The organism is Ruegeria sp. BF6, assembly GCF_056538665.1.
This window is the reverse complement of the sequence record NZ_JBQFTN010000025.1, coordinates 1-21,936: the sequence shown is the minus strand read 5'-3', so window position 1 is coordinate 21,936 and position 21,936 is coordinate 1. Positions and strand designations below refer to the sequence as shown.

The window sequence follows — 21,936 nt, the reverse complement described above, 5'->3', positions numbered from 1 at the left end:
GCAACGCACAGAAAGCGCCGGACGGGACGTGAAAATTCTTATCGTCCGACGCCTGTTTCGTACTTTTGGCATAGCTCAGGTTCTGGACACTGAGGCCGATCACTGTATGGCGATCTCTAGTTTCTGGGTCTCGCCGGTAGAGCCGGGAACCTTGAGATGGTAGCGACCTGGTTTCAGTGCGATGAAGCCTATTTCCATTTCGCCGGCCTCATCAAACTCGATACTGTCGAGCCCCAGCGGGCGGATTTCGAGCCCTTCGACCACGATTTCGTCGATCCAGATGGCGCGGAAGAATTCAGAGCCGACAAGCGCCAGCTCCTGGCTGCCGTCGCCCTGGATTTCGAATTCGTAATAAGTGCCGGATTTGAGTTCCCAGGGGGCGTCCGTCAGGGGCATGCCGGCAGAGAGGATGATCGGCGGCAGATCTTCCTTGTTGGTGGCCGAGAGCAGGCCGGCCATGCCGAACTGGGGTTCGTCATCGTTGTTATCTGCTATGGCAGCGGCGGGCAGAACCAGGGTCAGAAGGGCGACGGTTAGGGATTTGGTTAGCACGGTTAATCTCCTGTCGGTTCGTTTTTTGGGGCTAATAGGCACCGGACTTGCATCGCGCGTGCCCTAACTGGCAGCCCAGGCGGAGGATGGCGGATGGGGAGCGTTACGGTCGCATCGCCGCGCCCCAGGGGAAGCGGCCCACTTTGACGGATTTCAACGCCTCGCGGCTGGCCACGTCGATCACGGTCACGTCGCCCGAAACACCGTTGGTTGTGAACAGCAGCGATTTGTCCGGGGAGAAATCCATGTGCCAGACCCGGCGGCCGACAAGGATATAATCCTCGACCTCATACGTTTCTGCATTGACGACAGCGACGTGGTTTGAGGGGCCCAGTGCGACGAAAACGGCCTTTTCGTCTTCGGTGAATTCGAAGCCGACGGGTTGTACACGGTCGGGATGCACGCCCTTGACAGCGAATTCGATCTTGGCCTTCTCGGATTGGTTGACTGTGTCAAAAACAGTGATGGTGCCGCCAATCTCGGAACTCACCCAGAGCTCGGAACCGCCTGCGGTGAATTCGGCGTGACGCGGCCGGCTGTCAACCAGCGTGTTGGCGAACAACTCGCGGGTTTCGGTGTCGATCCAATGCGCCATGTTGGTGGTTTCCGAGGTGGTGATGGCGATCTTGCCGTCGGGGCTCACGGCCATGCCTTCAGGTTCGATGCCTACATTGATCTGGGCGATCACCTTGCGGCTTTCGGTGTCGACTACCGTGGTTACCGCGTCATCCTCGTTGGCGATGTAGAGATGGCGGTCATTGGGGTGCAGAACGAATTGTTCCGGGTCTTCACCCGATGGCAGGTCGTGCAGGATTTGACCTGTATTCGGATCCATTACCTGAACCGTGTCGCTGTCCGAGGCACAAATATAGACGCGGCTGTAATCCTTGGAAAAGGTGATGCCGCGCGGGCGCTCGCCGGTTGGAATCGTTCGGGTGACTTCAAGCGTGTCCACATCAATCACGCTGATCGTGTCGTCCTTTTCGTTGGTAACCCAGATCTCGGCGGCATGAAGCGGCGTCGTGATGCTGAGGGCGGCAGTGAAGAGCAGGTGTTTCATTGTGCGGCTCCGTTGGATGCCTCTCGCGAGAATTTTCGCAATAGGTGAAAGCAGGTCATTGGAAGGCATTGCAGGCGCTGTCCGGCGCATCGAGGCCCAGCGAGTCAAGCTCGTTATGCTGATGCAGGTACCCTTCGAGCGGTGGCTGGGCGACGAGGGCACTTTTGGTGACCAGCGGGATCGGTTGGCGCAGCTGACCGTTCCATTTGCGGTAACTGAGCGGGCGGCCCTTGAAGCCAGCCAGTTCGAATGTATCCGACAGGATGAATTCGCGAAGATCGGCGGGTTCCGAGCTATTGGTGCGGGTCGCGGCCTCGCCAATCGTGCGAATGGCGGCCCAGGCGGCATAGTCCCGGGGCCGCATCGGACGGTTGGCCAGGTCGCGGAACCGCGATTGCAATTGGGCCGCGCCCCATTGTTCGACCACTGGTGCCCAGGCTGTGGGCCTGAGCCCTTCGGAGCCGGCAACCGGGCGCGGCAGCCAGTTGTTGAAGGCAATATAGCGGCCAAAATCGTTCAGCTCGTCGGCGATCAGCAGCAAGTCGTATGTGCCGAGGTCTTGCGTGAACAAAGGAACCTCCTGCGCTGCATTGCGGCGCATATCCGCATCAAAGCTCCAGGTTTTTTCGGCCGTGATGCTGAGGGCGAGTTTAGCGGCACTTTGGCGCAAAGCATCGGCAAAGGCTTGGTCCTGCGGGTGTTCACCGGAAATCAGGGCCAGCGTGTCCCAGCGTTTGGTGCGGGCAAATTGCATCATGGCGTCGCTGCGCATCTGGTAGGACGGCAAAGTGTGCAACAGGTTGGCGCGACAGTTCTGACTGCGCAAACTCATGTCGGCACTGGAAGTGTTGAACAGCAAGGCGTCGCCCGCAGCGGGCAGGTCGGCAATTTTCAGCAAGGTGTCTGCCGGGACATCGAGGATCAGGAAAGGCGTCTGTTCCAGCGCTTGGCCCGCAGCCGCGAGCGGGTCGCCACCCACGGGGATCACCACGGTTTCCAGGTGGTACTTATGGCCGAGAAAAGCCCCGGTGGTTTGGTTGTCACTCAACCCCAAATGGGCGCCCTTCTCGCCCAGGTCGTCGGGGATTGGGTCAAGGTTCGACAGAGTTGGAGGGCGGTCGGTTTCCTGCTTGAGAAAGACCATTGGTATACGAATCTCGGCAACCGCGGTGCCAGCTGCAATCATCATGACAGTGAATGTGAGCATGAAATTTCGCATGTTTCCTCACCAAAAGGTTTTCGGTTACTCCAAGGCTAAGGCCTGATCGACAGGGGGGGCCATTGGACCATGGTCGTATGGTGAATCGGCTGATCTAGAACTTAAGTCTCGTATCGAGCGTGTGTTCGTCTCCGCTAAAAACTGAGTGGGAAACACACGAACGGGAGGACTAGATGTTCAGACTGTCCATGGCCACGATTGGCCTGATTGCCGCAAGTTCGATGGCGCATGCCCATGGCGATGTGGCACCGCAACCGATGAATACCGATGCTTTGCCGGATGTGGGCGAAGAGTGGCTGATCGAAAACCCTTATCGCGATCAGGGTGAAGAGGTCTGGAAGGCCGCAATAGAGATCGGAGACAGCGGTTACAATCAGAACTGTGCCCGGTGCCACGGACTGGGAGGTGTGTCCGGTGGGCTGGCGCCTGACCTGCGCTATCTCGAAGCCGAAGAATATGGCGACGAATGGTTTGTCGAACGATTCCAGACCGGATACACCCAGAATGGTATCACCAAGATGCCCGCCTTTGGCGAATTGCTGGGGCAGAAGGCCGCATGGGCGATCCGCACCTATATCGAGACCCGGCCCGATGATGGTGAATTGGACGATGTGACGCCACGGCTGATACAGATCCGGGATGAACTGACCGCAATGGCGGATGGTGGCACAGGTGATGTCGAAGCCCTACGCAGCGAGTTGAATACGGTTGCCGAAGGTGTGGCGACCGGTTCCGGAGCACCCGTGGCCGACAGCGTTGCCTTTCGTGCGGCGAGCCTGATTTCCGGCGATCAACCGGATTTTGCCGGTGCGGCCGAGGTCCTGACCATCGGTCTGTCAGCAGCCAACTAGAAAATACAGATTGGGGCACATGAAACGTTTTCTTACCGGAACTTTTTTCTCCCTGTCGGTTGTCTGTGCCCCGGCACAGATCGCATCAGCTCGATGCGAAGATCATGTGCCCCAAGCCAAACCCCAAAACGTGTCGCGGGATCGGGTTGGGCAGGATCTCGATACGATTCAGGAACGCGGGTTCATTACCTTTGCCGCCTACGAGGATTTTCCGCCCTGGTCGTTCGAGGAGGACGGGAAGATCAAGGGCGTGGATGTTGAGATCGGACGCCTGATCGCGCAGGAGCTGGGCGTCGAGGCCCGGTTCAATCTTGTGGCGCCAGGCGAGGATCTGCAGACCGATCTGCGCAACTGGATTTGGAAAGGCCCTATCGTCGGCGGCAGTGTGGCCAATGTCATGCTGCATGTGCCTTATGACAGCGAATTTGCCTGCCGGGTTGAACAGGTGGTTTTCACCGGGCAGTACCATGTCGAAGAAATCGCAATCGCCTATCGTAAAGAAGCCTATCCGGAGGACCCACCGGTTCCGGCCTATTTCCGCTTTGACACGGTCGGTGTCGAGAACGACTCGATTGCCGATTTCTACCTGTCATCCTTTCCCGGTGGGCTGCTGTCGCACAATGTGACCCGGTTCCCTTCGATGGCGGATGCCATGGCGGGGCTGGCTGTGGGTGAAACCATGGCGGCGATGGGTCCTCGGGCGCAGCTGGAACACGGCGCCACCGAAGATCTGGCAGTGCATAGCCCACCGCTGCCGGGCTTTGCCGTGGGGAAATGGACCGCCGGGGTTGCGGTTCATTTTGCGTATCGGCCACTGGCCTATGCAGTTGGAGATGCCGTTTTTGCCGGGGTAGAAGATGGGCGCGTGGCGCAGATATTCGCCGAATACGGTCTGACGTTCGCGCCACCGATATTGCGCTGAAGCGGCTTTATCCCAGGGTCTTCAGATCCCCGTGGTGATCGACCAACGTCGCTTTCGGGGTTCCGGGCAGGGCGTGCAGCGCATCACGTATACGAGGTTCAGACATCAGGCAGAAGGCGGTCGAGGCCGCGTCGGCAATGGCAGCGCTGTCGGCCTCGACGCTGACCGTGGACCAGCGCGGTTTCCCGTTAGGGTGCAGGATATGGCTCTGATCCGCGCTGAGTGTCAGTGCCGAAGGGCTGGATGTGGCAATCGCTCGGTTTTCCAACGTGCGGGTGGCGACTAGTCCGAAATCGGGGTCTTCCACGCCAATGCGGAAGGGGCCGCCGAGGGCTGCAAATTCTCCGATGTTGATCAGCGTTCTGGTCAGGCCCGATTGCTGCAGGACCTGCCGGGCAATGTCGGTGGCAAAGCCCTGCGCGATCCCGTTCAGGGTTAACGCCTGACCGTAATCCAGTCTAACAACCCGCGGTAAGACCTGTACGCGATCCCAACCCAACAAAGCGCGCGTCGGTGCGGGGTCCTCGCCCCGTGCAAGCGCCAGCCAAAGCGGTTGTACGGTCGGATCGAATAGCCCGCTTGTTGCGCTGTGAACCTGACCGACCTGTTCCAGAAGTGCGACGAAATCCGGATGGGGTGCGTCCAGGTTGCCGCTTCGGTTCAGGCGGGACAGATCGGAGTTGCTGTCATAAAGGCTGAACAGACGCTCCAGGCGCGGCAGTAACTGCCTCAGCTGATCAAGGGCGGGTTTTGCCTGATCTTCCGGAGCATGCAGTACCACTGAAACCCGTGCTCCCATGGCGTGGCCCTGCCAGCGCAGCGGGGTTGCGATGGCGGGCGTTGCCAGCGCGGCGGCGGAAATGGTCAGGAACCGGCGGCGGGATAACGGGCTCATTCGGCTGCCTCCATCCGTTTGGTGGCGCGCCGCGAAGCGATTATCAAAGGTACGCATCGGTTTTGATCGTTGTGGATGGCGACGCAATCAAGGCAGCCGAAACACTCGGAATATCGGATTGCGCCGGATTGACGGATCGCGCCATAGGCGCATTTCGCCCTGCACAGTTGGCAAGGTGACCCGCATTCCCTTCTCCGTTTGATCCAGTCGCGCCCCCGGATCAAGCCGCCAATGGCCATCACCGCACCCAGCGGGCATACATATCGGCAAAACCCCTTGAACAGCACCATCCCCAGGATCAGCCAGATCGCAGCATAGGTGGCATAGCCCCAGTCGCGGATGAAGTACGTGGTGATGGCAGTCTTGAAAGGTTCGACCTCAGCGGCTTTGTCCAATTGGTCAGGCGCTGTGAACAGAGTGATGAAAAGACCCGCCAGCACCGCGTACTTTAAAAGCTTGAATCGTGAGTCCCACGCGGGCGAAAGCTCAAGCCGGGGCAGGCTCAGAGTGCGTCCGAGGTTATGGGCGAATTCCTGCAACGCGCCAAAAGGGCAGAGCCAGCCGCAGAAATAACCGCGACCCCAAAGAACGAACCCGAGAAAAGTGGCCCCCCAGATCAGCAGCGAAAATGGATCATAGGTCAAAAAGGCGAAACTGCCGCCTTCAAACGTGGCACGAACAACCGCCAGCACCGTGACAACTGACAGCTGGCCCTGGCCCCACCAGCCGACAAACACTGTCACAAAAGCAAGAATCACCAGTCGAGTCGGGATGAGGGTGCGACTTTGTGCCAGTGGATTCTGGGCAAATAACAGCAGCGCGGTCAGGCCGGTCAGGAACAGGGTCAGAATGATCATGTCGGCCTGCCGCGCGCGCAGAGCATCTAACCAGGGGGGGCTCGCCTTTGTTGCTTTTGCGCGCGAGAAAAACCGCTCGTCGGTTGCGTGGGTGACCGGCAGATTGATAGAGCCGGTTTCAGGCTGGAACATGCCGTGCTGGCGGATGGCGGCGACGTTCAGGGTCCATTTCCGGGAAGGATCAAACCCGAGGCGCCGGTCCGTTCGCAGGATCATCATAGCCCCGTCATGCAACTCGCCAGGCAAGTTGTCCGACAGTTCGACAAATAGATCGCTGTCGCGCAGCGCAACCGGCAATCCGTCTTGTTCCGCAGACAGCCAGTCCGGCGCGGTGTTGCGCACGAAATCCGGGCTGACCAATCCGTGACGAGCGGTTTCAATCACCAGAATCGGTTCGTCATTCGGTGAGATTGCGAGAAAGTCCTGCAACTCGCGAAACCCGCCATCGGACAAGACCGTGCGGGCGATGGAGGGTGGACCGAGATCCACGATCCAGAGATCGAGGTAAGGCGCGTCCGGGTCAGTTTGGGCCTCGGGATCGTCATCCTCCCAAATGGTGTCGTCAAAGGCGTCGTTGACCTGAGCATTGGAAATGACTGTATGGGTTGCGATGCCCTGCGACACGAGATCTTCCCATGTCAGGGCTTCGGAATACTCCGGATCGGGATGTGCGGGTGGAATGGTCGAAATCCCTTCCATCTTCTCCCGTGCGACGGCGAGGGCAGCGGCCATAACCGATTCATGGGCGATACGAACCGAGGCTGTGGCTTTGGTGACGCCATCCAGATAGACCAGCGACGAACCGGTCCCACCGCTGCCATAGGGGGTTCCGACGACGATGGATGAGGAAATGGATAACCCGGGATATTGTTCGAAAAATCTGTGAAACGGAGCTTCGCCCAAGCCTGACACAAAGATCGGCTCATTGTGTTCGATCAGGCGTACGTCCAGGAATATTCCCTCTAAATCGAGGACAACCAGCGCGTTGATCGCCGATCCCGAAAAGCCGGGCAGGGGGGCAAGCGGTTCGGTTTCAAAAACATATCCTGCCTTGGCCCCCCCCGAGTTCAGCAACTGATAGACACCGTTTTCACCGATGGGGTCACCGAGGGAGAACGGTGGCATGATAAGCTCGGAAAGCGTCGCCCGGTCCAGCGGCGCGGCCGGAACAAGGCGCGCCGAAAGGCAGAACAGCAGTGTGAACAAAATAACGCGCATGTAACGACCCTACGCAGCGGAGGTGCGCGCACCCTATTGGACATTGGTCGCAGACCCGGTCTACGACCAAAGGCCAATACGCAAGATTGGGGCTCGTTGGTAGGTTTAAGGCACTCTAACCAGCCAGCGGAGGAAGTAAGATGGCCTGGACAGCACCCAAACTAAAAGAAGTGAACTGCGGCATGGAAATCAACATGTACGCGCCGTCCGAGGACGAAGGTCGCGAATACGAACGCGATCTGTTTTGAACCGCGTCTGAACAGGTAACGGCCATGCGGTTTCTGGTTCTTGGCGCGGCGGCAGGTGGCGGACTGCCACAGTGGAACTGTGGTTGTTCCAATTGTCAGGATGCTCGTAGCGGCAAGATCGCCCCGGCGAGCCAGTCATCGCTGGCCGTTTCTCTGGGTGGACGCGATTGGGCGGTGCTGAATGCATCCCCCGATATTCGCGCCCAGATGATGGCCTGCCCCTCGATGCATCCGCGCGGCTTGCGGGGTTCACCTATTGCATCAGTTTTGCTGACAAATGGCGATATTGACCATATCGCCGGATTGCTTTCCCTGCGCGAGCAGACGCCGTTCACAATCTATGCGACTTCCGAGATCCACAAAGTTCTGGAGGACAACTGTGTGTTTGACGCGGTGAACGCGGAAAAGGTTTCGCGGGAACGGATTAAGATCGGCCACGGCTTTGAGGTTCTGCCGGGATTGCAGGCCCGGGTGTTCCCGGTGCCGGGCAAGGTGCCGCTGTTCATGGAAGGCGAGACGGTTCAGACCGATATGGTCGGGGAACAGACTGTGGGGGTTCGCCTGAGCGACGGGCAGACCGTGGCCTATTACGTTCCCGGATGCGCGGAAGTGACCGTGGATCTTCTGGAAACCTTGTCGGATGCGAACCATTTGTTCTTTGACGGCACGCTGTGGGACGACAACGAGATGATCCGGTCGGGAACCGGCGTGAAATCCGGAAAACGAATGGGGCATATCTCGATCGGCGGACCGGAAGGTTCGATTGCCCGACTGGCCGGGCTGAAGGCAGACAAGACTTTTATACACATCAACAACACAAACCCGGTCTGGCAGCCGGACGGCCCGGAACGCGCATTTGTTCACGCTCAGGGCTGGCGCGTCGCTGCTGATGGGATGGAGATAGTGACATGAACGCACACAGCCGCAACGTCGGAACACTGGAAGAGCGGCTGCGTGCGATCGGGGCCGAACGCTATCACGACAAACACCCGTTTCACCACATGCTGCACGGAGGACAATGTAATCCGGACCAGGTGCGGGCCTGGGTCATCAACCGCTGGGCCTATCAGGCAGCGATACCGATGAAGGATGCCGCTTTCCTGTCCCGGTGCAGCGATCCGCAGATGCGGCGGGAATGGCGCAGCCGGATCGAGGATCACGACGGTAATGTGGACGGTGGCGGAGGAATTCGCCGCTGGTTGAAGCTGGCCGAGTCGGTAGGGCTGGACCCTGATTTTGTTGCAAGCGGACGGGGGGTTCTGCCAGCCACGCAATTCGCTGTGGACGCTTATATCCGCTATGTACGAGATAAACCTTTGCTCGAGGCGGTGGCTTCGTCGCTCACTGAATTGTTCGCGCCCAAGATCCACGAACGCCGCATTGAGGGTATGTTGCAGCACTATGATTTCGCCGATGCCGAAAGCATGTCGTATTTCAAAAAACGTCTGACCGAGGCCCCAAAGGACGTGAAATTCGGATTGGCTTGGGTTCTGGAGCACGCCGACACGCCGGTAAAGGAGGATGCGGCCTGTGAGGCGCTGATCTTCAAGACCAATGTGCTGTGGGCGCAGCTGGATGCGTTGTGGGGAGCATACGTGGAACCGGGCCGCATTCCGCCCGGTGCCTGGCAGCCCGGAGAAGGCATGGCATGAGCCTGGCGCTAACCGATACGGATCGCCCTTATCTGCCGCGTGGTGTCCGAATGGTAGAGGACCGGCTACGGGGCGGCAAGGTTCTGCTGGCGCCTGAAAAGGCCATAGCTCTGGACAAGATTGGCGAAGCTATTTTGTCCCGGGTGGATGGCAACGCCGAGTTTGGCGCAATCATTGCTGACCTCGCAACGACTTACGACGCCCCCGAAGAGCAGATTTCCAAGGATGTGCAGCGGTTCATGATCGGGTTGCGCGCCCGGATGTTTCTGGGGGTCCACTTATGAGTGTACCTTCACCCATCGCCATGCTGGCGGAACTGACGCACCGCTGTCCGCTGGCCTGCCCTTACTGTTCGAACCCTTCCGATTTGCTGGGTCGTGACAGCGAACTGGACACTGAAACATGGGTCGATGTTTTTCGGCAGGCGGCAGAGCTCGGTGTTCTGCAGTTGCATTTGTCGGGCGGTGAGCCTGCATCGCGCACGGATATCGTGGAATTGATGCAGGGGGCACATGATGCCGGGCTGTATACCAATCTGATCACCAGTGGGATTGGTCTGACCCCGCGACGGCTGGATGCGTTAGAAGCGGCGGGGATGGATCACATCCAGCTTTCACTGCAGGGTACCAATGCGGAGCTGGCGGATTGGGTTGGCGGGTATCGGGGCGGATTTGATCGCAAGATGAAGGTGGCGGCCGAAATCAGAGACCGGGGAATTCCTCTGACGCTGAATGCGGTGATGCACCGGCATAATCTGGACGATCTGGAACGCACCATCGAATTGGCGGTCGAGATGGGCGCGCGCCGGCTTGAAGTGGCCTGCGTGCAGTTTCACGGCTGGGCCACGAAGAACCGCAATCACCTGTTGCCAACGCGTGAGCAGACAATAGAGGCCAAACGTATCGTGGCCGAGGCTGAAAACCGGCTGCGCGGGACGTTGGCCTTCGACTTCGTGCCGCCTGACTATTATGCGGATTTCCCCAAATCCTGCATGGGCGGTTGGGGATCGGCCGGGCTGAACGTGACGCCAAACGGGACAGTTCTTCCGTGCCACGCGGCCGAGAGTATTCCGCATCTAGCATTCGAATCTGTACAGGATAAAAAGCTTGCGGAAATCTGGTTCGATAGCCCGGCGTTCAATGCCTATCGCGGCACTGACTGGCTGCCCCAGCCGTGTCAGAGCTGTGACCGAAAGGAAATCGATTTCGGTGGTTGCCGCTGCCAGGCGCTGGCCATCTCCGGGGACGCGTCGGCCTCGGATCCGGTTTGCGGAAAATCCCCGAACCATGGTCTGATCACCAAGATTCTCGAGCAGGCGGCTAAGCCGACAGAAACGCCCATGTTGTGGCGGGGGGTGGTATCGTAAAAGTGAGCCTTTTTGAGGGGCTTTGTTGTCACGGTGCGCTTTATTGCTGGTTGCTCACCCTAAGAAGTTGCGAAAACCAATGGTTTATCGAGCGGTCGTTTTTGGGATGTATCGTTAATTGCCGGGCTGTTTGACCTGCTGTGTGTGTCGCCAGCTTTTTCGTCTAGATTGGCGATCACGCAGGTTCCGACTTTTGTTCTCAGCACATGTTTCTTTCACAGGTTTCAGCATGGTCTCATTGAACGGCTGCCATTTCCCCAAGGATGCAGTTTTGTATGCTGTGTACTTCTAATTGCGGCACATTTTGTCTTATGGGGGTTTGGAAGAGATTATGGCCGAACGTGGCGTTCAAGTGGACCTCGCCACTCTCAACAGGTGGGTTGTGAAGTCTTCATCGATGATCGCAGTGCGAGCGCGGGAAGCGTCCAGCCGTCGCCTAGTTCTCTGCCAAAGCGCTGTTCTTCGTTTGGCTCGGCTTGAGTCCACCCTTGGTATTGAGCAGAGTTCTTCTGCAGCAGGCACAATCGGTGCGGCCCATCGAACAGACACCGCGGCTGTACATCCCGGCGTTGTTGACGCGACCCACAGCATCGAGCATTTGCATAACCGGCTTAAACCGGTGCAGGGTGATATTCCCGGCCCCATGAGCCGGTTGACCGACTTCCCGTTCCCAGTCATAGGCGCACGGGCCACTTCCGGCATTTGAGACGCGAAGGAACTTGTTGAACCTACCCCGATGCCGGGCCTCACTGTGTTCTGCCGACGGCACGGTGACAAAGATCAGAGCGCGACATGATCCCCAAAAGCGATACGCTGATCGAGGTCAAGGACCTGCCCGCCCACGTCCCGATCTAGACCCGCAAGAAAAAAGGTGACATCGATCTGCCGTATGCGTCCGAGTCCGAGCTGCGCAAGGTCCGTCCAAGATGAGACTGGTGTTTCAGGATACGTATTCCTCGCTGAACCAGCGCATGACCGTGCGCGATATCATTACCGAGCCGCTGGTGGCCGCAAGCACGATCAAGGCAAACAGATCGATGCCCGTGTGCGCGAGATCGCGGCGCGCTGCAGGTTAATTCTGGAACATCTGCTCTGCGACGAAGGCGTTTCAGCCTTGGATGTGTCGATTCTGGCCGAGATGGGTGTCCCGTCCCTGTACGTCACCTACGATCTGTTCGTCGTGGTGAGAATGTCGCACCGGGTCACGGAGCTCTATGTCGGGAAATTCGCCGAATGCGCCCCAACCGAAACGTTGTTCTTTGCGCCGAAACACCCCCTATATCCAAGTTCTGCAGTGCGCGATCTGCACCGCCGTCCCGGATGCGGGGTTTGATCCGATCCGGCTTCGGGGCGAAACTCTCAACACGCTGGCTGCTCCGTCCGGGTGCCGGTTCCACACGCGCTGCCCGGTTGCCAAGGATAGATGCAGCGCCGAAGCGCCCGAATTGCGCGCGGTTGAACCGGAGCATTTGGTTGCCTGTCACTATACGTAAGAGTACGATTTCTTCCGCTCGTGGCGGTCAGGGCAAAAGCATGGGGTCAGGATCGTGTGACAGCAGGTCCTGAACCAACGGATTGGGAAAACGGCGGCGCAGCGTGATGGCGTAGAAGGCTTCCTTGATGCGCGGATGTTCCTGCGCTTCGACCAGCCGCCCTGAATTCAGTTCGTCCGTAACGACGATGGGCGCGACAAGGGCCAGCCCGATATCCTCGCGCGCCAAAAGTCGCACCATCGCCATGTCATCGACCTCGGCCGCGACTTGCGGGCGTTCTGACAGGCGGCTGGCCATGGCATCAAACGCTGTGCGCACGCTGTTGTCGGTGGTGGGCAAGATGAAAGGTTGCGTTTTCAACAGCTCTTTGATCGGCGTTTTGGGGTCCAGCCGGTCGGGCGTGCCGATGATGCTGACCGGCTGTTCAGCGATCTGGTGAGTCTCAAACGGGGTTAGGCTGTCATCCGGTGGCAGGCGATTCATCAGAACCAGATCGAGGTTCAGCGTCTCGAGCCCCTCCATCAACTCGGCCGGGCTACCGGACCGCAGGATCACCTCGACATCCGGCCGCGACAGGATGGGGCGTAGAAATCCGATCTGAAAGTTGCGCGACAGGGTCGCCAAGGCCCCCACGCGCAAGGCTTTGCGGGTCTGCACCGTCTCGGTCAGAGTGGCGACAAGTTCTTGTCCTGTCGAGAAAATCGCATCCGCATGGTCCAGGGCGATGCGTCCGGCCTCGGTGAGGTACAATTGACGACCGCGACGCTCGAAAAGATCGTGGCCCAACCGTTCCTCTAATTGCTTGATTTGCACCGACAAGGCGGATTGCGACAGGTTCAGCCGTTGTGCCGTACGGGTAAGGTTCCCGTCATGGGCCACGGCCCAGAAATACCTCAGGTGATGATAGTTCAGTGGCATAACGTTCTATTTAATAGAACGAAATAAGAAGAACAATGAATTTTTAATGACACAGAATCTGTCCTAACTGATTGTCCCAAACGGATAACCCAGGGACACGTCACCATGTTGTATCTCTATCTCCCGCTCCTCAGCCCGCTGATCCTGATCGCTGCTGCGATCTATGCAGGGCGTCATCCGGGACTGCGCCCGGGCCGAGTGCCGAAACTGGCCGAAGCCGCGGCCTTTGCCGCCTTCGTGATCGCCTCCACCGCTTCCTTTTTATTGGTGATCTACGGCCCCGGCACGTCGGCCTTGATCGGAGCCTTCGGCGTTGGGCTGTCAGTCCGGCTGGATGCGGTTAGCGCGGTGATGCTGGTGCTGGTCAGCTTCATTGGCTGGATCGTCCTGCGCTATTCTGTTACCTATATGGATGGCGAGGCCAGACAGGGCAAATTCACCCAATGGATGGCCTTGGTGCTGGCCTCGGTCCTGATGTTGGTTATGTCGGGCAACCTGATCCAGTTGTTGGTTGCGTGGACCACGACCAGTCTGGTTCTGCACAAGCTATTGCTGTTCTACCCGGACCGCGCAACTGCACAACGCGCCGCACGCAAGAAGGCAATTGTGTCACGGCTGAGTGAATGCGCCCTGGCCTCAGCCGTGGTTCTGCTGATCGCGGCAACCGGAACCACCGATATCCACACGATCCTGACGACGGTTCAGTCCAACTGGCTGACCACGACGGCGGCCCTGATGATCGCAGTCGCGGCAGTTCTGGCCTCGGCCCAGTTCCCAGTGCATGGCTGGCTGACCGAGGTGATGGAGGCCCCGACGCCGGTTTCGGCCCTGCTGCATGCGGGTGTGATAAATGCGGGTGGATTCCTGTTGATCCGCTTCGCCGATGTCATGCTGGCGGCGCCCGGAGTGATGGCCCTGCTGGTGATGTTGGGCGGGTTCACCGCGCTGTTTGGTGGGTTGGTGATGCTGACCCAACCTGCGGTAAAAACCTCGCTGGCCTGGTCCACGATTGCCCAGATGGCATTCATGGTTATGCAGTGTGGGCTTGCGCTGTTCCCGCTGGCGCTGCTGCATATCGTGGCGCATTCGCTGTACAAAGCGCATGCGTTCCTCAGCTCGGGTGAGGCGGTAAAAAACGTTACCGCCATTCACCGCCCCGGTCCCATTGCGGTGCCCAGTGCCAGCAACGTGCTACGGGCCTTCGGGACAGCGATCGTGATCTATGCTTTGGTCGGGACGGTGCTGGGCTTTGACGGCAAGTCGGTTCAGGCCATTACTCTTGGCGTCATCCTGATCTTCGGCGTGGCTTACCTGCTGGCGCAGGGCTTTGCCGATGCCGCGCCGCGTCAGCTGACACAGCGCACGGCGGTCTATGCGCTGGTGACCTCGGTCAGTTACTTCGTGCTGCAGATCATTGCGCAGCATGTGACCGCCGGAGCCTTGCCCGCCACCCCCGCGCCGGGACCGCTGGAATGGGCGCTGATCGTGCTGGCCTTGCTGAGTTTTGGGTTCGTTGCGGTGGCGCAGGCGACTTTCCCGCTGTGGGCGGCGCACCCGGCAGCGGCGGGCCTGCGGGTTCACCTGTCAAACGGTCTTTATGCCAACGCGATTTTCGACAAGTTGCTGGACGGTTGGTCCAGACGGTCCGCAGCCTGAAAGGAACTGAACCGATGTTTGCAAAGCTCGAAGCGTATACCGCACCACTTCTGGAACTGGTGGCCGAAGCCAAATCCGCCGCTTATGCGATCCCGCCCTTGTTCCCTTTATCTTCGAATGTCGCGGTGAACCCGTTTCTCGGCCAAAGCGACGAGCCGCTGGCCGTGACCTCGGCGCGACTGGCGCGGGTTGCGGGCACACGGATCACACCTGATCGGACACATTGGGCTGCAAAGTTGCGTACGGGTGAGATGACCGAGGCGGACATTCTGGATGCGCTTTCTTCAATTGAGGGACCGTTCAACGTCCCAAGCCTTGAGGATGTCATGGTTTCGCTGAAAACGGAGGCGCCGCATACCGAAGCTTTGCCCACTGTGGCTGAACTGGCGGCCGAGGTTTCCGGTACGGACTGGCCTGCCCTGATTGAGGACCGCATCGGCATCTGGGCGGCCAGCCATTTCGATCAAGGGCAGGCTTTGTGGCAACAGGCCCGGACCGGAGGCGCTTTCAGCGCCTGGCGCGAGTTTGCCTCTCGCGACCTGACGCCGGAAATTCAGGGTCTGACCGGGTTTGGCGCCTTTGTTGCGGGTACCAATCGGTCGCATTGGCGGGCAATTGGCCGGTCGTCCGAACGGCTGGGGCTCAGCACCGAGGCAGCCGCTACCGCCTATCATCGGTGGCTGACGACCCTGGGCGGATGGGCGCAATACGCGCGCTACCTGCAGTGGGACGCCGAGTTGAAAGGTGAACAGAACAATACCGTGACCGAGCTGTTGGCCGTGCGGATGGTCTTCGATGAGGCGCTGTTCGTGCTTTACGAAGATCAGATCGCCGAGCGATGGGCAGAGATTGTGGCCGCGCATGCGTCACCGGTGACGCCAACCGCCGATTTCGTGATCGATGCTGTTTTGCAGGAGGCCGCCGAACGGGCACAACAACGCGCATTGGGAGAAAGGCTGCTTTCGGGCACCGCGCGCAAAGCCGATGGTCGGGCGCAGGTGCAGGCCGCGTTCTGCATCGACGTCCGGTCCGAGGTGTTCCGCCGCGCGTTTGAGGCGCAGGATCCCGGGATCGAAACGCTTGGGTTTGCGGGGTTCTTTGGCCTTGCCAGTGCGCATAAGGCAGCGGGGTCGGATGTCACCGAGGTCCATGGCCCGGTGTTGTTACAGCCATCCGTGTGCTCTCAGGCCAAGGAACCGGCGGGTGCGGATCTGGCCCGCCGTTACTCGGCCCGGGCCAAGCGGGCCTGGGGCCGGTTCAAGCTGGCCGCTGTATCCTCGTTTGCTTTTGTCGAGGCGACCGGGCCCTTGTATGCCGGAAAGCTGATGCGCGACGCATTGGGGGTTGCCGGAAAGTCCAAGGTTGACCCGGCACCGCAATTGGACCCGAACATCGATCTGGACACTCGCGTTGGCATGGCCAAGGCGGTGCTGACGGCGATGTCTCTGACCGACAGTTTCGCCAGGATCGTTCTAATGGTCGGGCACGGGGCCGAGGTGACCAACAACCCGCATGAAAGCGCACTGCATTGCGGCGCGTGCGGAGGTCATGCAGGCGACGTGAACGCGCGGCTGTTGGCCGGGTTGCTGAACGATGCGCAGGTGCGCTCGGGGCTGGCGGGGCAGGGGATCGATATCCCCGCCGACACCCTGTTCGTGGCCGCAATGCACTCGACCACGACCGATCGGGTCAGTCTGTATGAGCAGGATTTGCCGCCCGGCGACCGGGCCGGTGATCTGGCGCAGGTGAAAACCTGGCTGGATGTGGCCGGACAGCTTGCCCGGGCTGAACGCGCGGAACGTCTGCCGCGCGCCGACAACGCCACGGATATTCAGCGTCGCGCGCAGGACTGGGCTGAAACCCGCCCCGAATGGGGCCTGGCCGGATGCCGTGCCTTCATCATAGCCCCGCGTCATCGCACGGACGGGGCGAACCTGGAAGGGCAAGCCTTCCTGCACAATTACGATTGGCGCAAGGATGACGGCTTTGGCGTGCTGGAACTGATCATGACCGCCCCGGTGGTGGTCGTCAGCTGGATCAGCCTGCAATATTACGGCTCGACCGTGGCGCCCGCCCTGTTCGGCGGCGGCAACAAGCTGCTGCACAATGTGGTCGGTGGTATCGGTGTGCTTGAAGGCAACAACGGCGCGCCCCGTCCGGGCTTACCGTGGCAGTCGATCCATGACGGCGAAAGCTATCAACATGAACCGCTTCGCCTGTCGGTTGTCGTCGAAGCACCGCCCGAGGCTATGTCGGGCATTCTTGATCGGCACCCGCAGGTGCGGGCGCTTTTCGACAACGGCTGGCTGCATCTGATCGCCATGGACGACCAGGGCAAGCTGGCCTGGCGTTATACCGGAGACCTGAACTGGACCCCGATCAGCGTCCCGTCCGATCAGGTCATCGCGGCGGAATAAGGTGAAGCCGACCAACGGACTGCATGCGAAACGGGTTGTCTTTTGGTCGGTTCCCGCCTAGTCAGAGCCTCACCTCGGGGTGCGTGGCCTGCCGCGCTGAGATGCCATTGGCGAACCCGTTGAACCTGAACCGGCTAGAACCGGCGGAGGGAAAGGTGACGGTTTCATCCATCCTTGCCCTCTCGCCGCAATGGAGGATGACATGAAACATCTGATGATTGCTGCGGGAATCCTGAGCGCGACCACGGCTATGGCAGCCGATAAACCTCAGCTGACCGTGTATACCTATGACAGTTTTGTCTCGGACTGGGGCCCCGGCCCGCAGGTGAAAGAGGCGTTTGAGGCGGTCTGTGACTGCGAGCTGAACCTTGTCGGCGTCGAGGACGGCGCGGCGCTGTTGTCGCGTATCCGGCTGGAGGGTGAGAACTCGGATGCCGACGTAGTGCTGGGGCTGGACACCAATCTGATCACCGCGGCCAAGGAAACTGGCCTGTTTGCCCCAAGCGCAGTCAGTGCCGAATACACGCTGCCGATCGAATGGACGGATGACGTGTTCGCGCCCTACGACTGGGGCTATTTCGCTTTTGTCCATAACGCGGATGCGGCAGCGCCCGCGAACTTCCGTGAACTGGCCGAGGGTGACACCAAGATCATCATTCAGGACCCGCGATCCTCGACCCCCGGTCTGGGACTGCTGTTGTGGGTGCAGGCGGCTTATGGCGATGAGGCGCCAGATGTCTGGGCCGGTCTTGCCGACAACATCGTTACCGTGACCAAAGGCTGGTCCGAGGCCTATGGCCTGTTTCTGGAAGGTGAGGCCGACATGGTCCTCAGCTACACCACCTCGCCCGCCTATCACCTGATCGCCGAGGAAGACGCCAGCAAAGCGGCGGCCGCTTTCGACGAAGGGCACTATATGCAGGTCGAGGTTGCGGCCAAGCTGGCCGGGTCCGATCAGCCGGAACTGGCGGATCAGTTTCTGAACTTCATGGTCTCAGATGCGTTCCAGCAGATCATCCCGACCACCAACTGGATGTATCCGGCGGTGACCCCGGCAGTTGGTCTGCCCGAAGGGTTCGAGACGCTGATTCAGCCGGAAAAATCCCTGCTGTTTTCTCCGGATGAGGCCGCCGTTGTGCGGGATCAGGCGCTTGCGGAATGGCTGAGCGCGCTCAGCCAGTAAGCCCCTGGCCGGGTGTTGGCGCGGCGGCTATGGTTGCCGCGCTGATTTTGGGGACACTCGCCGCCGTAGCCCTGCGGGCCGAAGCGGCAGGTGGATTCGGCCCGGCGGATTGGGCCGCCTTGCGGTTCACGCTTGTGCAGGCGGTTTTGTCGGCCCTGTTCAGTGCAGCGCTAGCGGTTCCTGTTGCGCGGGCACTGGCCCGGCGGCGATTTCCGGGACGACGCTTTCTGATTGCTTTGCTCGGGGCGCCGTTCATTCTGCCGGTCATTGTGGCAATCCTCGGGCTGTTGCAGGTCTTTGGCCGCGCGGGCTGGATTTCGGAGGTATTGGGGTTCTTTGGTTTGCCGCCGATGCGGATCTACGGGTTGCACGGCGTTGTGCTGGCACATGTATTTTTCAATTTACCGCTGGCCACGCGGCTGATCCTGCAGGCCTGGCAGGAAATCCCGGCCGAACGCTTTCGTTTGGCCGCGCAACTGGGCTGTGACGGGATGGCGATGTTTCGTCTGATCGAACTGCCAATGCTCAGGCGCATCCTGCCGGGTGTACTGGCCGTGATCTTCGCTATTTGTCTGACCAGTTTTGCCGTCGCCCTGACCTTGGGCGGAGGGCCACGCGCGACGACGATTGAACTCGCGATCTATCAGTCCTTTACCTATGATTTTGACCTTGGCCGGGCGGCGTTGTTGTCCGCCTTGCAACTGGCCCTGACGGCAGCGGCTGCACTGGCCGCCTTGAAGTTCTCGCGCGGAGATGGGTTTGGGGCAGGTCTGGACCGGGCCATCCGCCGATGGGACGGCGGCGCGCCGGTGCTTGACACGTTTTGGATACTGGCGGCGGCGGCGTTTCTGCTGCTGCCCTTGGCGGCAGTGGTCATTTCGGGGATCTCGGGGCTGTTCGAGATGCCTCCGCTGGTGTTCCGCGCCGCGCTGATCTCGGTTCTGGTGGCGGCGGCCAGTACGGCCGTCCTGTTGATGCTGGCCTTGCCCATGGCCATGGCCGTTGCGACCGGGCGGTATGGGATCGTCGAACTCAGCGGTATTCTGGGGCTGGCGGCGTCGCCCTTGGTGATAGGAACTGGCCTGTTCATCCTGATCCGTCCGGTGGCCAACCCAACCGCACTGGCGCTGCCGGTGACGGCGCTGGTGAATGCGGTCATGGCGCTGCCATTCGCCCTGCGTATTCTGGTGCCTGCGGCGCGGGATGTGGTCACGCGGCATGGGCGGCTGGCACTGTCATTGGACATGGGCAAAAAGACCTTTTTCACCCGGATTCTGCTGCCCCGAATGCGCCCGCAAATCCGCTTTGCTGCAGGTCTTGCGGCCGCGCTGTCGATGGGTGATCTCGGTGTGATCGCCCTGTTCGCCGATCCGCAGATCGCAACCTTGCCGCTGCAGATTTACCGGCTGATGGGGGCCTATCAAATGCAGGCGGCGGCCGGGGCGGCGCTGTTGCTTTTGTTGCTTTCGATGGTGGCGTTCTGGCTTTTGGATCGCGGAGGGCGATTACATGCTGAAACTTGACGGTTGCGTCATTGAGAATGGCGGTTTCACCTTGCAGGCTGACTTTTCTGTCGAGGCCGGGTCCAGCGTTGCTATCGTCGGCCCCTCCGGCGCGGGAAAGTCGACGCTGTTGGAGGCCATTGCCGGGTTTCGCGGCCTCAAACAGGGGAAAATCCTGTGGCAGGGGCAGCGCATCTCCGGTCTCGCTCCTGGCAAGCGCCCGCTGGCGATGCTGTTTCAGGATGGCAACCTGTTTCCACATCTGACGGTTGAACAGAACGTTGCTCTGGGCCTGCGCCCCAACGGGCGGCTGTCGGCCGAGGAGCAATCGCAGGTCCAGATCGCGTTGGCCCGCGTGGCACTGCCCGGCTTTGAGGGACGCAAACCGGCCGAGTTGTCGGGCGGGCAACAAAGCCGGGTGGCGTTGGCCCGGGTCCTCGTGCAACACCGTGAAATGCTGTTGCTGGACGAGCCTTTTGCGGCGCTGGGACCCGCACTGAAAGCCGAAATGCTGGACCTTGTTGCGGGGTTGCTGACCGAGACCGGAACAACCCTGCTGATGGTCAGCCATGACCCGCAGGACGCCCGCCGCATCGCCGACCAGACCGTGCTTGTGGCCGACGAACGGGCGCACCCGCCTGCGGCGACAGAGCAGCTGTTCGACAACCCGCCACCCAGTCTGCGTGCCTATCTGGGTTAGCCACTATCTTCGGTTGTGGAAGATGAAACCAAGGAAGTTCAGCAGAACCTGCGCCGCCAGGATTTGCGTGCTTTCCGTCTGATCATAGGCCGGGGCAACCTCGACCAAGTCGATGCCGACCACGTTGCCGCGCTTGCTCAGCCCCTGCAGGATTTCCAGCACGTCATAATACAGAAACCCGCCATGACTGGGCGTGCCGGTTCCCGGCGCGATAGAGGGGCAGAACGCGTCGATATCTATGGTGACATAATAGCGTGCGCCCTCGGGGATACGGTCCAGAACACCATCCGTTCCCAGTTTGCGCACCTGCCGGACCGAAAGGATATCCGAGCCGCGCGCGCGGGCATCCACATAGCCTTCCCTGGCAGTCGAAGACACGTTGCGGATGCCCAGCTGCGTCATCCCCGAGACATAGTCCTTTTCGATCGCCCGTCGCATCGGGTTGCCGTGACCTTGGCTGACGCCGTGGCGCTCGTCCACGAAATCCAGATGCGCGTCAATCTGGACTAAGTGAATCGGGCCGTTCTTTTCGCAATCCTCGGCAAAAGCACGGATGCAGGGAATGTTGACCGAGTGATCGCCTCCGATCGTCACCGGCAGGGCACCGGCGTCCAGTATCTTTTTCACCCCGTATTCGATGTTAGCGTGGCTTTCGTCTGTCTTGGTATGAACGATATCAGCGTCGCCCAAATCAACGATACGCACATCGCTGCCCAGATAGGTGGCGTCATCCTCATGGTCATAGGCCCCGGCGTGGCCAAAACTAAACAGGGTCGAGGCCTCGCGTATGGCACGTGGTCCGAACCGAGCGCCCGAACGGTACTGACATCCGAAATCAAACGGCGCGCCAAGGATAGCGACATCGGCATCGATCTTGTCCCAGTCTTCAACATAAGGCTTCTTGCCAAAGGTCGCGATACCGACAAAGGGCAGGTTCAGACGACCCGATTCATAGCCATGACCCGACATGATTTCTCCGTACTTTATGCGTTACCGATACGCCAGCCCGACAGGAACTGCGTGAATTGAAGTGACGCCACCAGCAGCCCGGTGACGGTCCGCAGGATGATAAGACAAGAGTTGCACACCGCAAGCTAATGCAGGCACACGCCGCTGAAAAGCGGTGGTCTACGCCTTTAATTCACTGCGGCGTTGATAGGAGTTGTTACGAGGGATGGTGTGATTTGGCTGATTGTTCTTCCCCATCGGGTGACGGGGTTTTCTGCG

At 59.9% G+C, this 21,936-nt stretch carries 22 protein-coding genes, 1 pseudogene and 1 riboswitch; of the genes and pseudogenes, 16 read left to right on the top strand and 7 right to left on the bottom strand.

Annotated features, from left to right (window positions below; translation table 11 throughout):
• Positions 1-99: 99 nt before the first annotated feature.
• The 3 genes from ACR0IM_RS23540 to ACR0IM_RS23530 form a co-directional block, all read right to left on the bottom strand.
• Entirely contained in the window at positions 100-552 is a 453-nt protein-coding gene (locus tag ACR0IM_RS23540) for a cupredoxin domain-containing protein (protein WP_480643439.1), read from the bottom strand.
• Between the two features lie 103 nt (positions 553-655).
• Entirely contained in the window at positions 656-1,612 is a 957-nt protein-coding gene (locus ACR0IM_RS23535; protein WP_480596187.1) for a YVTN family beta-propeller repeat protein, read from the bottom strand.
• Between the two features lie 55 nt (positions 1,613-1,667).
• Positions 1,668-2,831, bottom strand: coding sequence for an ABC transporter substrate-binding protein (locus tag ACR0IM_RS23530; protein ID WP_480683383.1), 1,164 nt, complete (start codon positions 2,829-2,831; stop codon positions 1,668-1,670).
• Between the two features lie 173 nt (positions 2,832-3,004).
• On the opposite strand from ACR0IM_RS23530, the gene pedF reads away from it, so the two are divergent.
• Both pedF and ACR0IM_RS23520 read left to right on the top strand, forming a co-directional pair.
• The gene (gene pedF / locus ACR0IM_RS23525; RefSeq protein WP_480643436.1) at positions 3,005-3,682 is read left to right on the top strand and encodes a cytochrome c-550 PedF; all 678 of its coding nucleotides are present in this window, start codon (positions 3,005-3,007) and stop codon (positions 3,680-3,682) included.
• A gap of 19 nt (positions 3,683-3,701) precedes the next feature.
• Entirely contained in the window at positions 3,702-4,604 is a 903-nt protein-coding gene (locus ACR0IM_RS23520; protein ID WP_480683382.1) for a substrate-binding periplasmic protein, read from the top strand.
• Between the two features lie 7 nt (positions 4,605-4,611).
• On the opposite strand, the gene ACR0IM_RS23515 is transcribed toward ACR0IM_RS23520, so the two are convergent.
• Together ACR0IM_RS23515 and ACR0IM_RS23510 are read right to left on the bottom strand one after the other, a co-directional pair.
• A complete protein-coding gene (locus tag ACR0IM_RS23515; RefSeq protein WP_480683381.1) occupies positions 4,612-5,499 on the bottom strand; it encodes an FAD:protein FMN transferase in 888 nt (295 codons plus the stop codon).
• Positions 5,496-7,574, bottom strand: coding sequence for a 4Fe-4S binding protein (locus ACR0IM_RS23510; RefSeq protein ID WP_480683380.1), 2,079 nt, complete (start codon positions 7,572-7,574; stop codon positions 5,496-5,498). Before ACR0IM_RS23510 ends, ACR0IM_RS23515 begins: the two co-directional genes overlap by 4 nt.
• 140 nt (positions 7,575-7,714) lie before the next feature.
• Between ACR0IM_RS23510 and pqqA the strand changes: the two genes are divergently transcribed.
• From pqqA to ACR0IM_RS23465, 9 genes and pseudogenes are all read left to right on the top strand, one after another.
• Positions 7,715-7,822, top strand: a complete 108-nt coding sequence (gene pqqA, locus ACR0IM_RS23505) for a pyrroloquinoline quinone precursor peptide PqqA (protein WP_170429904.1) — start codon at positions 7,715-7,717, stop codon at positions 7,820-7,822.
• A gap of 24 nt (positions 7,823-7,846) precedes the next feature.
• Positions 7,847-8,734, top strand: a complete 888-nt coding sequence (pqqB, locus tag ACR0IM_RS23500) for a pyrroloquinoline quinone biosynthesis protein PqqB (protein ID WP_480683379.1) — start codon at positions 7,847-7,849, stop codon at positions 8,732-8,734.
• A complete protein-coding gene (gene pqqC, locus ACR0IM_RS23495) occupies positions 8,731-9,474 on the top strand; it encodes a pyrroloquinoline-quinone synthase PqqC (RefSeq protein WP_480683378.1) in 744 nt (247 codons plus the stop codon). Before pqqB ends, pqqC begins: the two co-directional genes overlap by 4 nt.
• A complete protein-coding gene (pqqD, locus tag ACR0IM_RS23490) occupies positions 9,471-9,758 on the top strand; it encodes a pyrroloquinoline quinone biosynthesis peptide chaperone PqqD (protein WP_480596171.1) in 288 nt (95 codons plus the stop codon). Before pqqC ends, pqqD begins: the two co-directional genes overlap by 4 nt.
• Positions 9,755-10,840 carry a pyrroloquinoline quinone biosynthesis protein PqqE gene (gene pqqE / locus ACR0IM_RS23485; RefSeq protein ID WP_480683377.1) on the top strand — a complete coding sequence of 362 codons (1,086 nt, stop codon included), beginning with the start codon at positions 9,755-9,757 and terminating at the stop codon, positions 10,838-10,840. Before pqqD ends, pqqE begins: the two co-directional genes overlap by 4 nt.
• 229 nt (positions 10,841-11,069) lie before the next feature.
• Positions 11,070-11,258 (top strand): annotated as a pseudogene (locus ACR0IM_RS23480) (IS6 family transposase); the annotation flags it as partial.
• A 508-nt stretch (positions 11,259-11,766) separates the two neighbouring features.
• Positions 11,767-11,916 carry a hypothetical protein gene (locus ACR0IM_RS23475; RefSeq protein ID WP_480683376.1) on the top strand — a complete coding sequence of 50 codons (150 nt, stop codon included), beginning with the start codon at positions 11,767-11,769 and terminating at the stop codon, positions 11,914-11,916.
• The gene (locus ACR0IM_RS23470) at positions 11,886-12,173 is read left to right on the top strand and encodes a hypothetical protein (protein ID WP_480683395.1); all 288 of its coding nucleotides are present in this window, start codon (positions 11,886-11,888) and stop codon (positions 12,171-12,173) included. The genes ACR0IM_RS23475 and ACR0IM_RS23470 overlap by 31 nt, the downstream gene beginning before the upstream one ends.
• The gene (locus ACR0IM_RS23465) at positions 12,055-12,333 is read left to right on the top strand and encodes an oligopeptide/dipeptide ABC transporter ATP-binding protein (RefSeq protein ID WP_480683375.1); all 279 of its coding nucleotides are present in this window, start codon (positions 12,055-12,057) and stop codon (positions 12,331-12,333) included. The genes ACR0IM_RS23470 and ACR0IM_RS23465 overlap by 119 nt, the downstream gene beginning before the upstream one ends.
• Before the next feature lie 27 nt (positions 12,334-12,360).
• On the opposite strand, the gene ACR0IM_RS23460 is transcribed toward ACR0IM_RS23465, so the two are convergent.
• Entirely contained in the window at positions 12,361-13,251 is an 891-nt protein-coding gene (locus ACR0IM_RS23460) for a LysR family transcriptional regulator (protein WP_480596163.1), read from the bottom strand.
• A 105-nt stretch (positions 13,252-13,356) separates the two neighbouring features.
• Here ACR0IM_RS23460 and ACR0IM_RS23455 point away from each other — a divergent pair, with 105 nt between their 5' ends.
• The 5 genes from ACR0IM_RS23455 (at position 13,357) to ACR0IM_RS23435 (ending at position 20,709) form a co-directional block, all read left to right on the top strand.
• Complete coding sequence (locus tag ACR0IM_RS23455; protein WP_480683374.1) at positions 13,357-14,907, top strand: proton-conducting transporter transmembrane domain-containing protein; 1,551 nt, start codon at positions 13,357-13,359, stop codon at positions 14,905-14,907.
• Between the two features lie 14 nt (positions 14,908-14,921).
• Positions 14,922-17,324, top strand: a complete 2,403-nt coding sequence (locus ACR0IM_RS23450; protein WP_480683373.1) for a YbcC family protein — start codon at positions 14,922-14,924, stop codon at positions 17,322-17,324.
• A gap of 65 nt (positions 17,325-17,389) precedes the next feature.
• A riboswitch (TPP riboswitch) is annotated at positions 17,390-17,494 on the top strand.
• A gap of 32 nt (positions 17,495-17,526) precedes the next feature.
• Positions 17,527-18,507 (top strand): thiamine ABC transporter substrate binding subunit, encoded by a 981-nt coding sequence (gene thiB / locus ACR0IM_RS23445; RefSeq protein ID WP_480683372.1) that lies wholly within the window; start codon positions 17,527-17,529, stop codon positions 18,505-18,507.
• Complete coding sequence (locus tag ACR0IM_RS23440; protein WP_480683371.1) at positions 18,483-20,030, top strand: thiamine/thiamine pyrophosphate ABC transporter permease ThiP; 1,548 nt, start codon at positions 18,483-18,485, stop codon at positions 20,028-20,030. Before thiB ends, ACR0IM_RS23440 begins: the two co-directional genes overlap by 25 nt.
• Entirely contained in the window at positions 20,017-20,709 is a 693-nt protein-coding gene (locus ACR0IM_RS23435; RefSeq protein ID WP_480643418.1) for a thiamine ABC transporter ATP-binding protein, read from the top strand. Before ACR0IM_RS23440 ends, ACR0IM_RS23435 begins: the two co-directional genes overlap by 14 nt.
• A 3-nt stretch (positions 20,710-20,712) precedes the next feature.
• On the opposite strand, the gene speB is transcribed toward ACR0IM_RS23435, so the two are convergent.
• Positions 20,713-21,678, bottom strand: coding sequence for an agmatinase (speB, locus tag ACR0IM_RS23430; protein WP_480643417.1), 966 nt, complete (start codon positions 21,676-21,678; stop codon positions 20,713-20,715).
• Positions 21,679-21,936: the final 258 nt, after the last annotated feature.

Bases quoted from the DNA above. Each gene is read 5' to 3' on its own strand.
- ACR0IM_RS23510 (WP_480683380.1), bottom strand. From the start codon at position 7,574: ATGCGCGTTATTTTGTTCACACTGCTGTTCTGCCTTTCGGCGCGCCTT.
- ACR0IM_RS23515 (WP_480683381.1), bottom strand. From the start codon at position 5,499: ATGAGCCCGTTATCCCGCCGCCGGTTCCTGACCATTTCCGCCGCCGCG.
- pqqD (WP_480596171.1), top strand. From the start codon at position 9,471: ATGAGCCTGGCGCTAACCGATACGGATCGCCCTTATCTGCCGCGTGGT.
- ACR0IM_RS23455 (WP_480683374.1), top strand. From the start codon at position 13,357: ATGTTGTATCTCTATCTCCCGCTCCTCAGCCCGCTGATCCTGATCGCT.
- ACR0IM_RS23440 (WP_480683371.1), top strand. From the start codon at position 18,483: ATGGCTGAGCGCGCTCAGCCAGTAAGCCCCTGGCCGGGTGTTGGCGCG.
- ACR0IM_RS23460 (WP_480596163.1), bottom strand. From the start codon at position 13,251: ATGCCACTGAACTATCATCACCTGAGGTATTTCTGGGCCGTGGCCCAT.
- pedF (WP_480643436.1), top strand. From the start codon at position 3,005: ATGTTCAGACTGTCCATGGCCACGATTGGCCTGATTGCCGCAAGTTCG.
- ACR0IM_RS23450 (WP_480683373.1), top strand. From the start codon at position 14,922: ATGTTTGCAAAGCTCGAAGCGTATACCGCACCACTTCTGGAACTGGTG.
- pqqE (WP_480683377.1), top strand. From the start codon at position 9,755: ATGAGTGTACCTTCACCCATCGCCATGCTGGCGGAACTGACGCACCGC.
- ACR0IM_RS23475 (WP_480683376.1), top strand. From the start codon at position 11,767: ATGAGACTGGTGTTTCAGGATACGTATTCCTCGCTGAACCAGCGCATG.
- ACR0IM_RS23530 (WP_480683383.1), bottom strand. From the start codon at position 2,831: ATGCGAAATTTCATGCTCACATTCACTGTCATGATGATTGCAGCTGGC.
- ACR0IM_RS23535 (WP_480596187.1), bottom strand. From the start codon at position 1,612: ATGAAACACCTGCTCTTCACTGCCGCCCTCAGCATCACGACGCCGCTT.
- pqqC (WP_480683378.1), top strand. From the start codon at position 8,731: ATGAACGCACACAGCCGCAACGTCGGAACACTGGAAGAGCGGCTGCGT.
- ACR0IM_RS23435 (WP_480643418.1), top strand. From the start codon at position 20,017: ATGCTGAAACTTGACGGTTGCGTCATTGAGAATGGCGGTTTCACCTTG.
- ACR0IM_RS23465 (WP_480683375.1), top strand. From the start codon at position 12,055: ATGTCGGGAAATTCGCCGAATGCGCCCCAACCGAAACGTTGTTCTTTG.
- speB (WP_480643417.1), bottom strand. From the start codon at position 21,678: ATGTCGGGTCATGGCTATGAATCGGGTCGTCTGAACCTGCCCTTTGTC.
- ACR0IM_RS23520 (WP_480683382.1), top strand. From the start codon at position 3,702: ATGAAACGTTTTCTTACCGGAACTTTTTTCTCCCTGTCGGTTGTCTGT.
- pqqA (WP_170429904.1), top strand. From the start codon at position 7,715: ATGGCCTGGACAGCACCCAAACTAAAAGAAGTGAACTGCGGCATGGAA.
- thiB (WP_480683372.1), top strand. From the start codon at position 17,527: ATGAAACATCTGATGATTGCTGCGGGAATCCTGAGCGCGACCACGGCT.
- pqqB (WP_480683379.1), top strand. From the start codon at position 7,847: ATGCGGTTTCTGGTTCTTGGCGCGGCGGCAGGTGGCGGACTGCCACAG.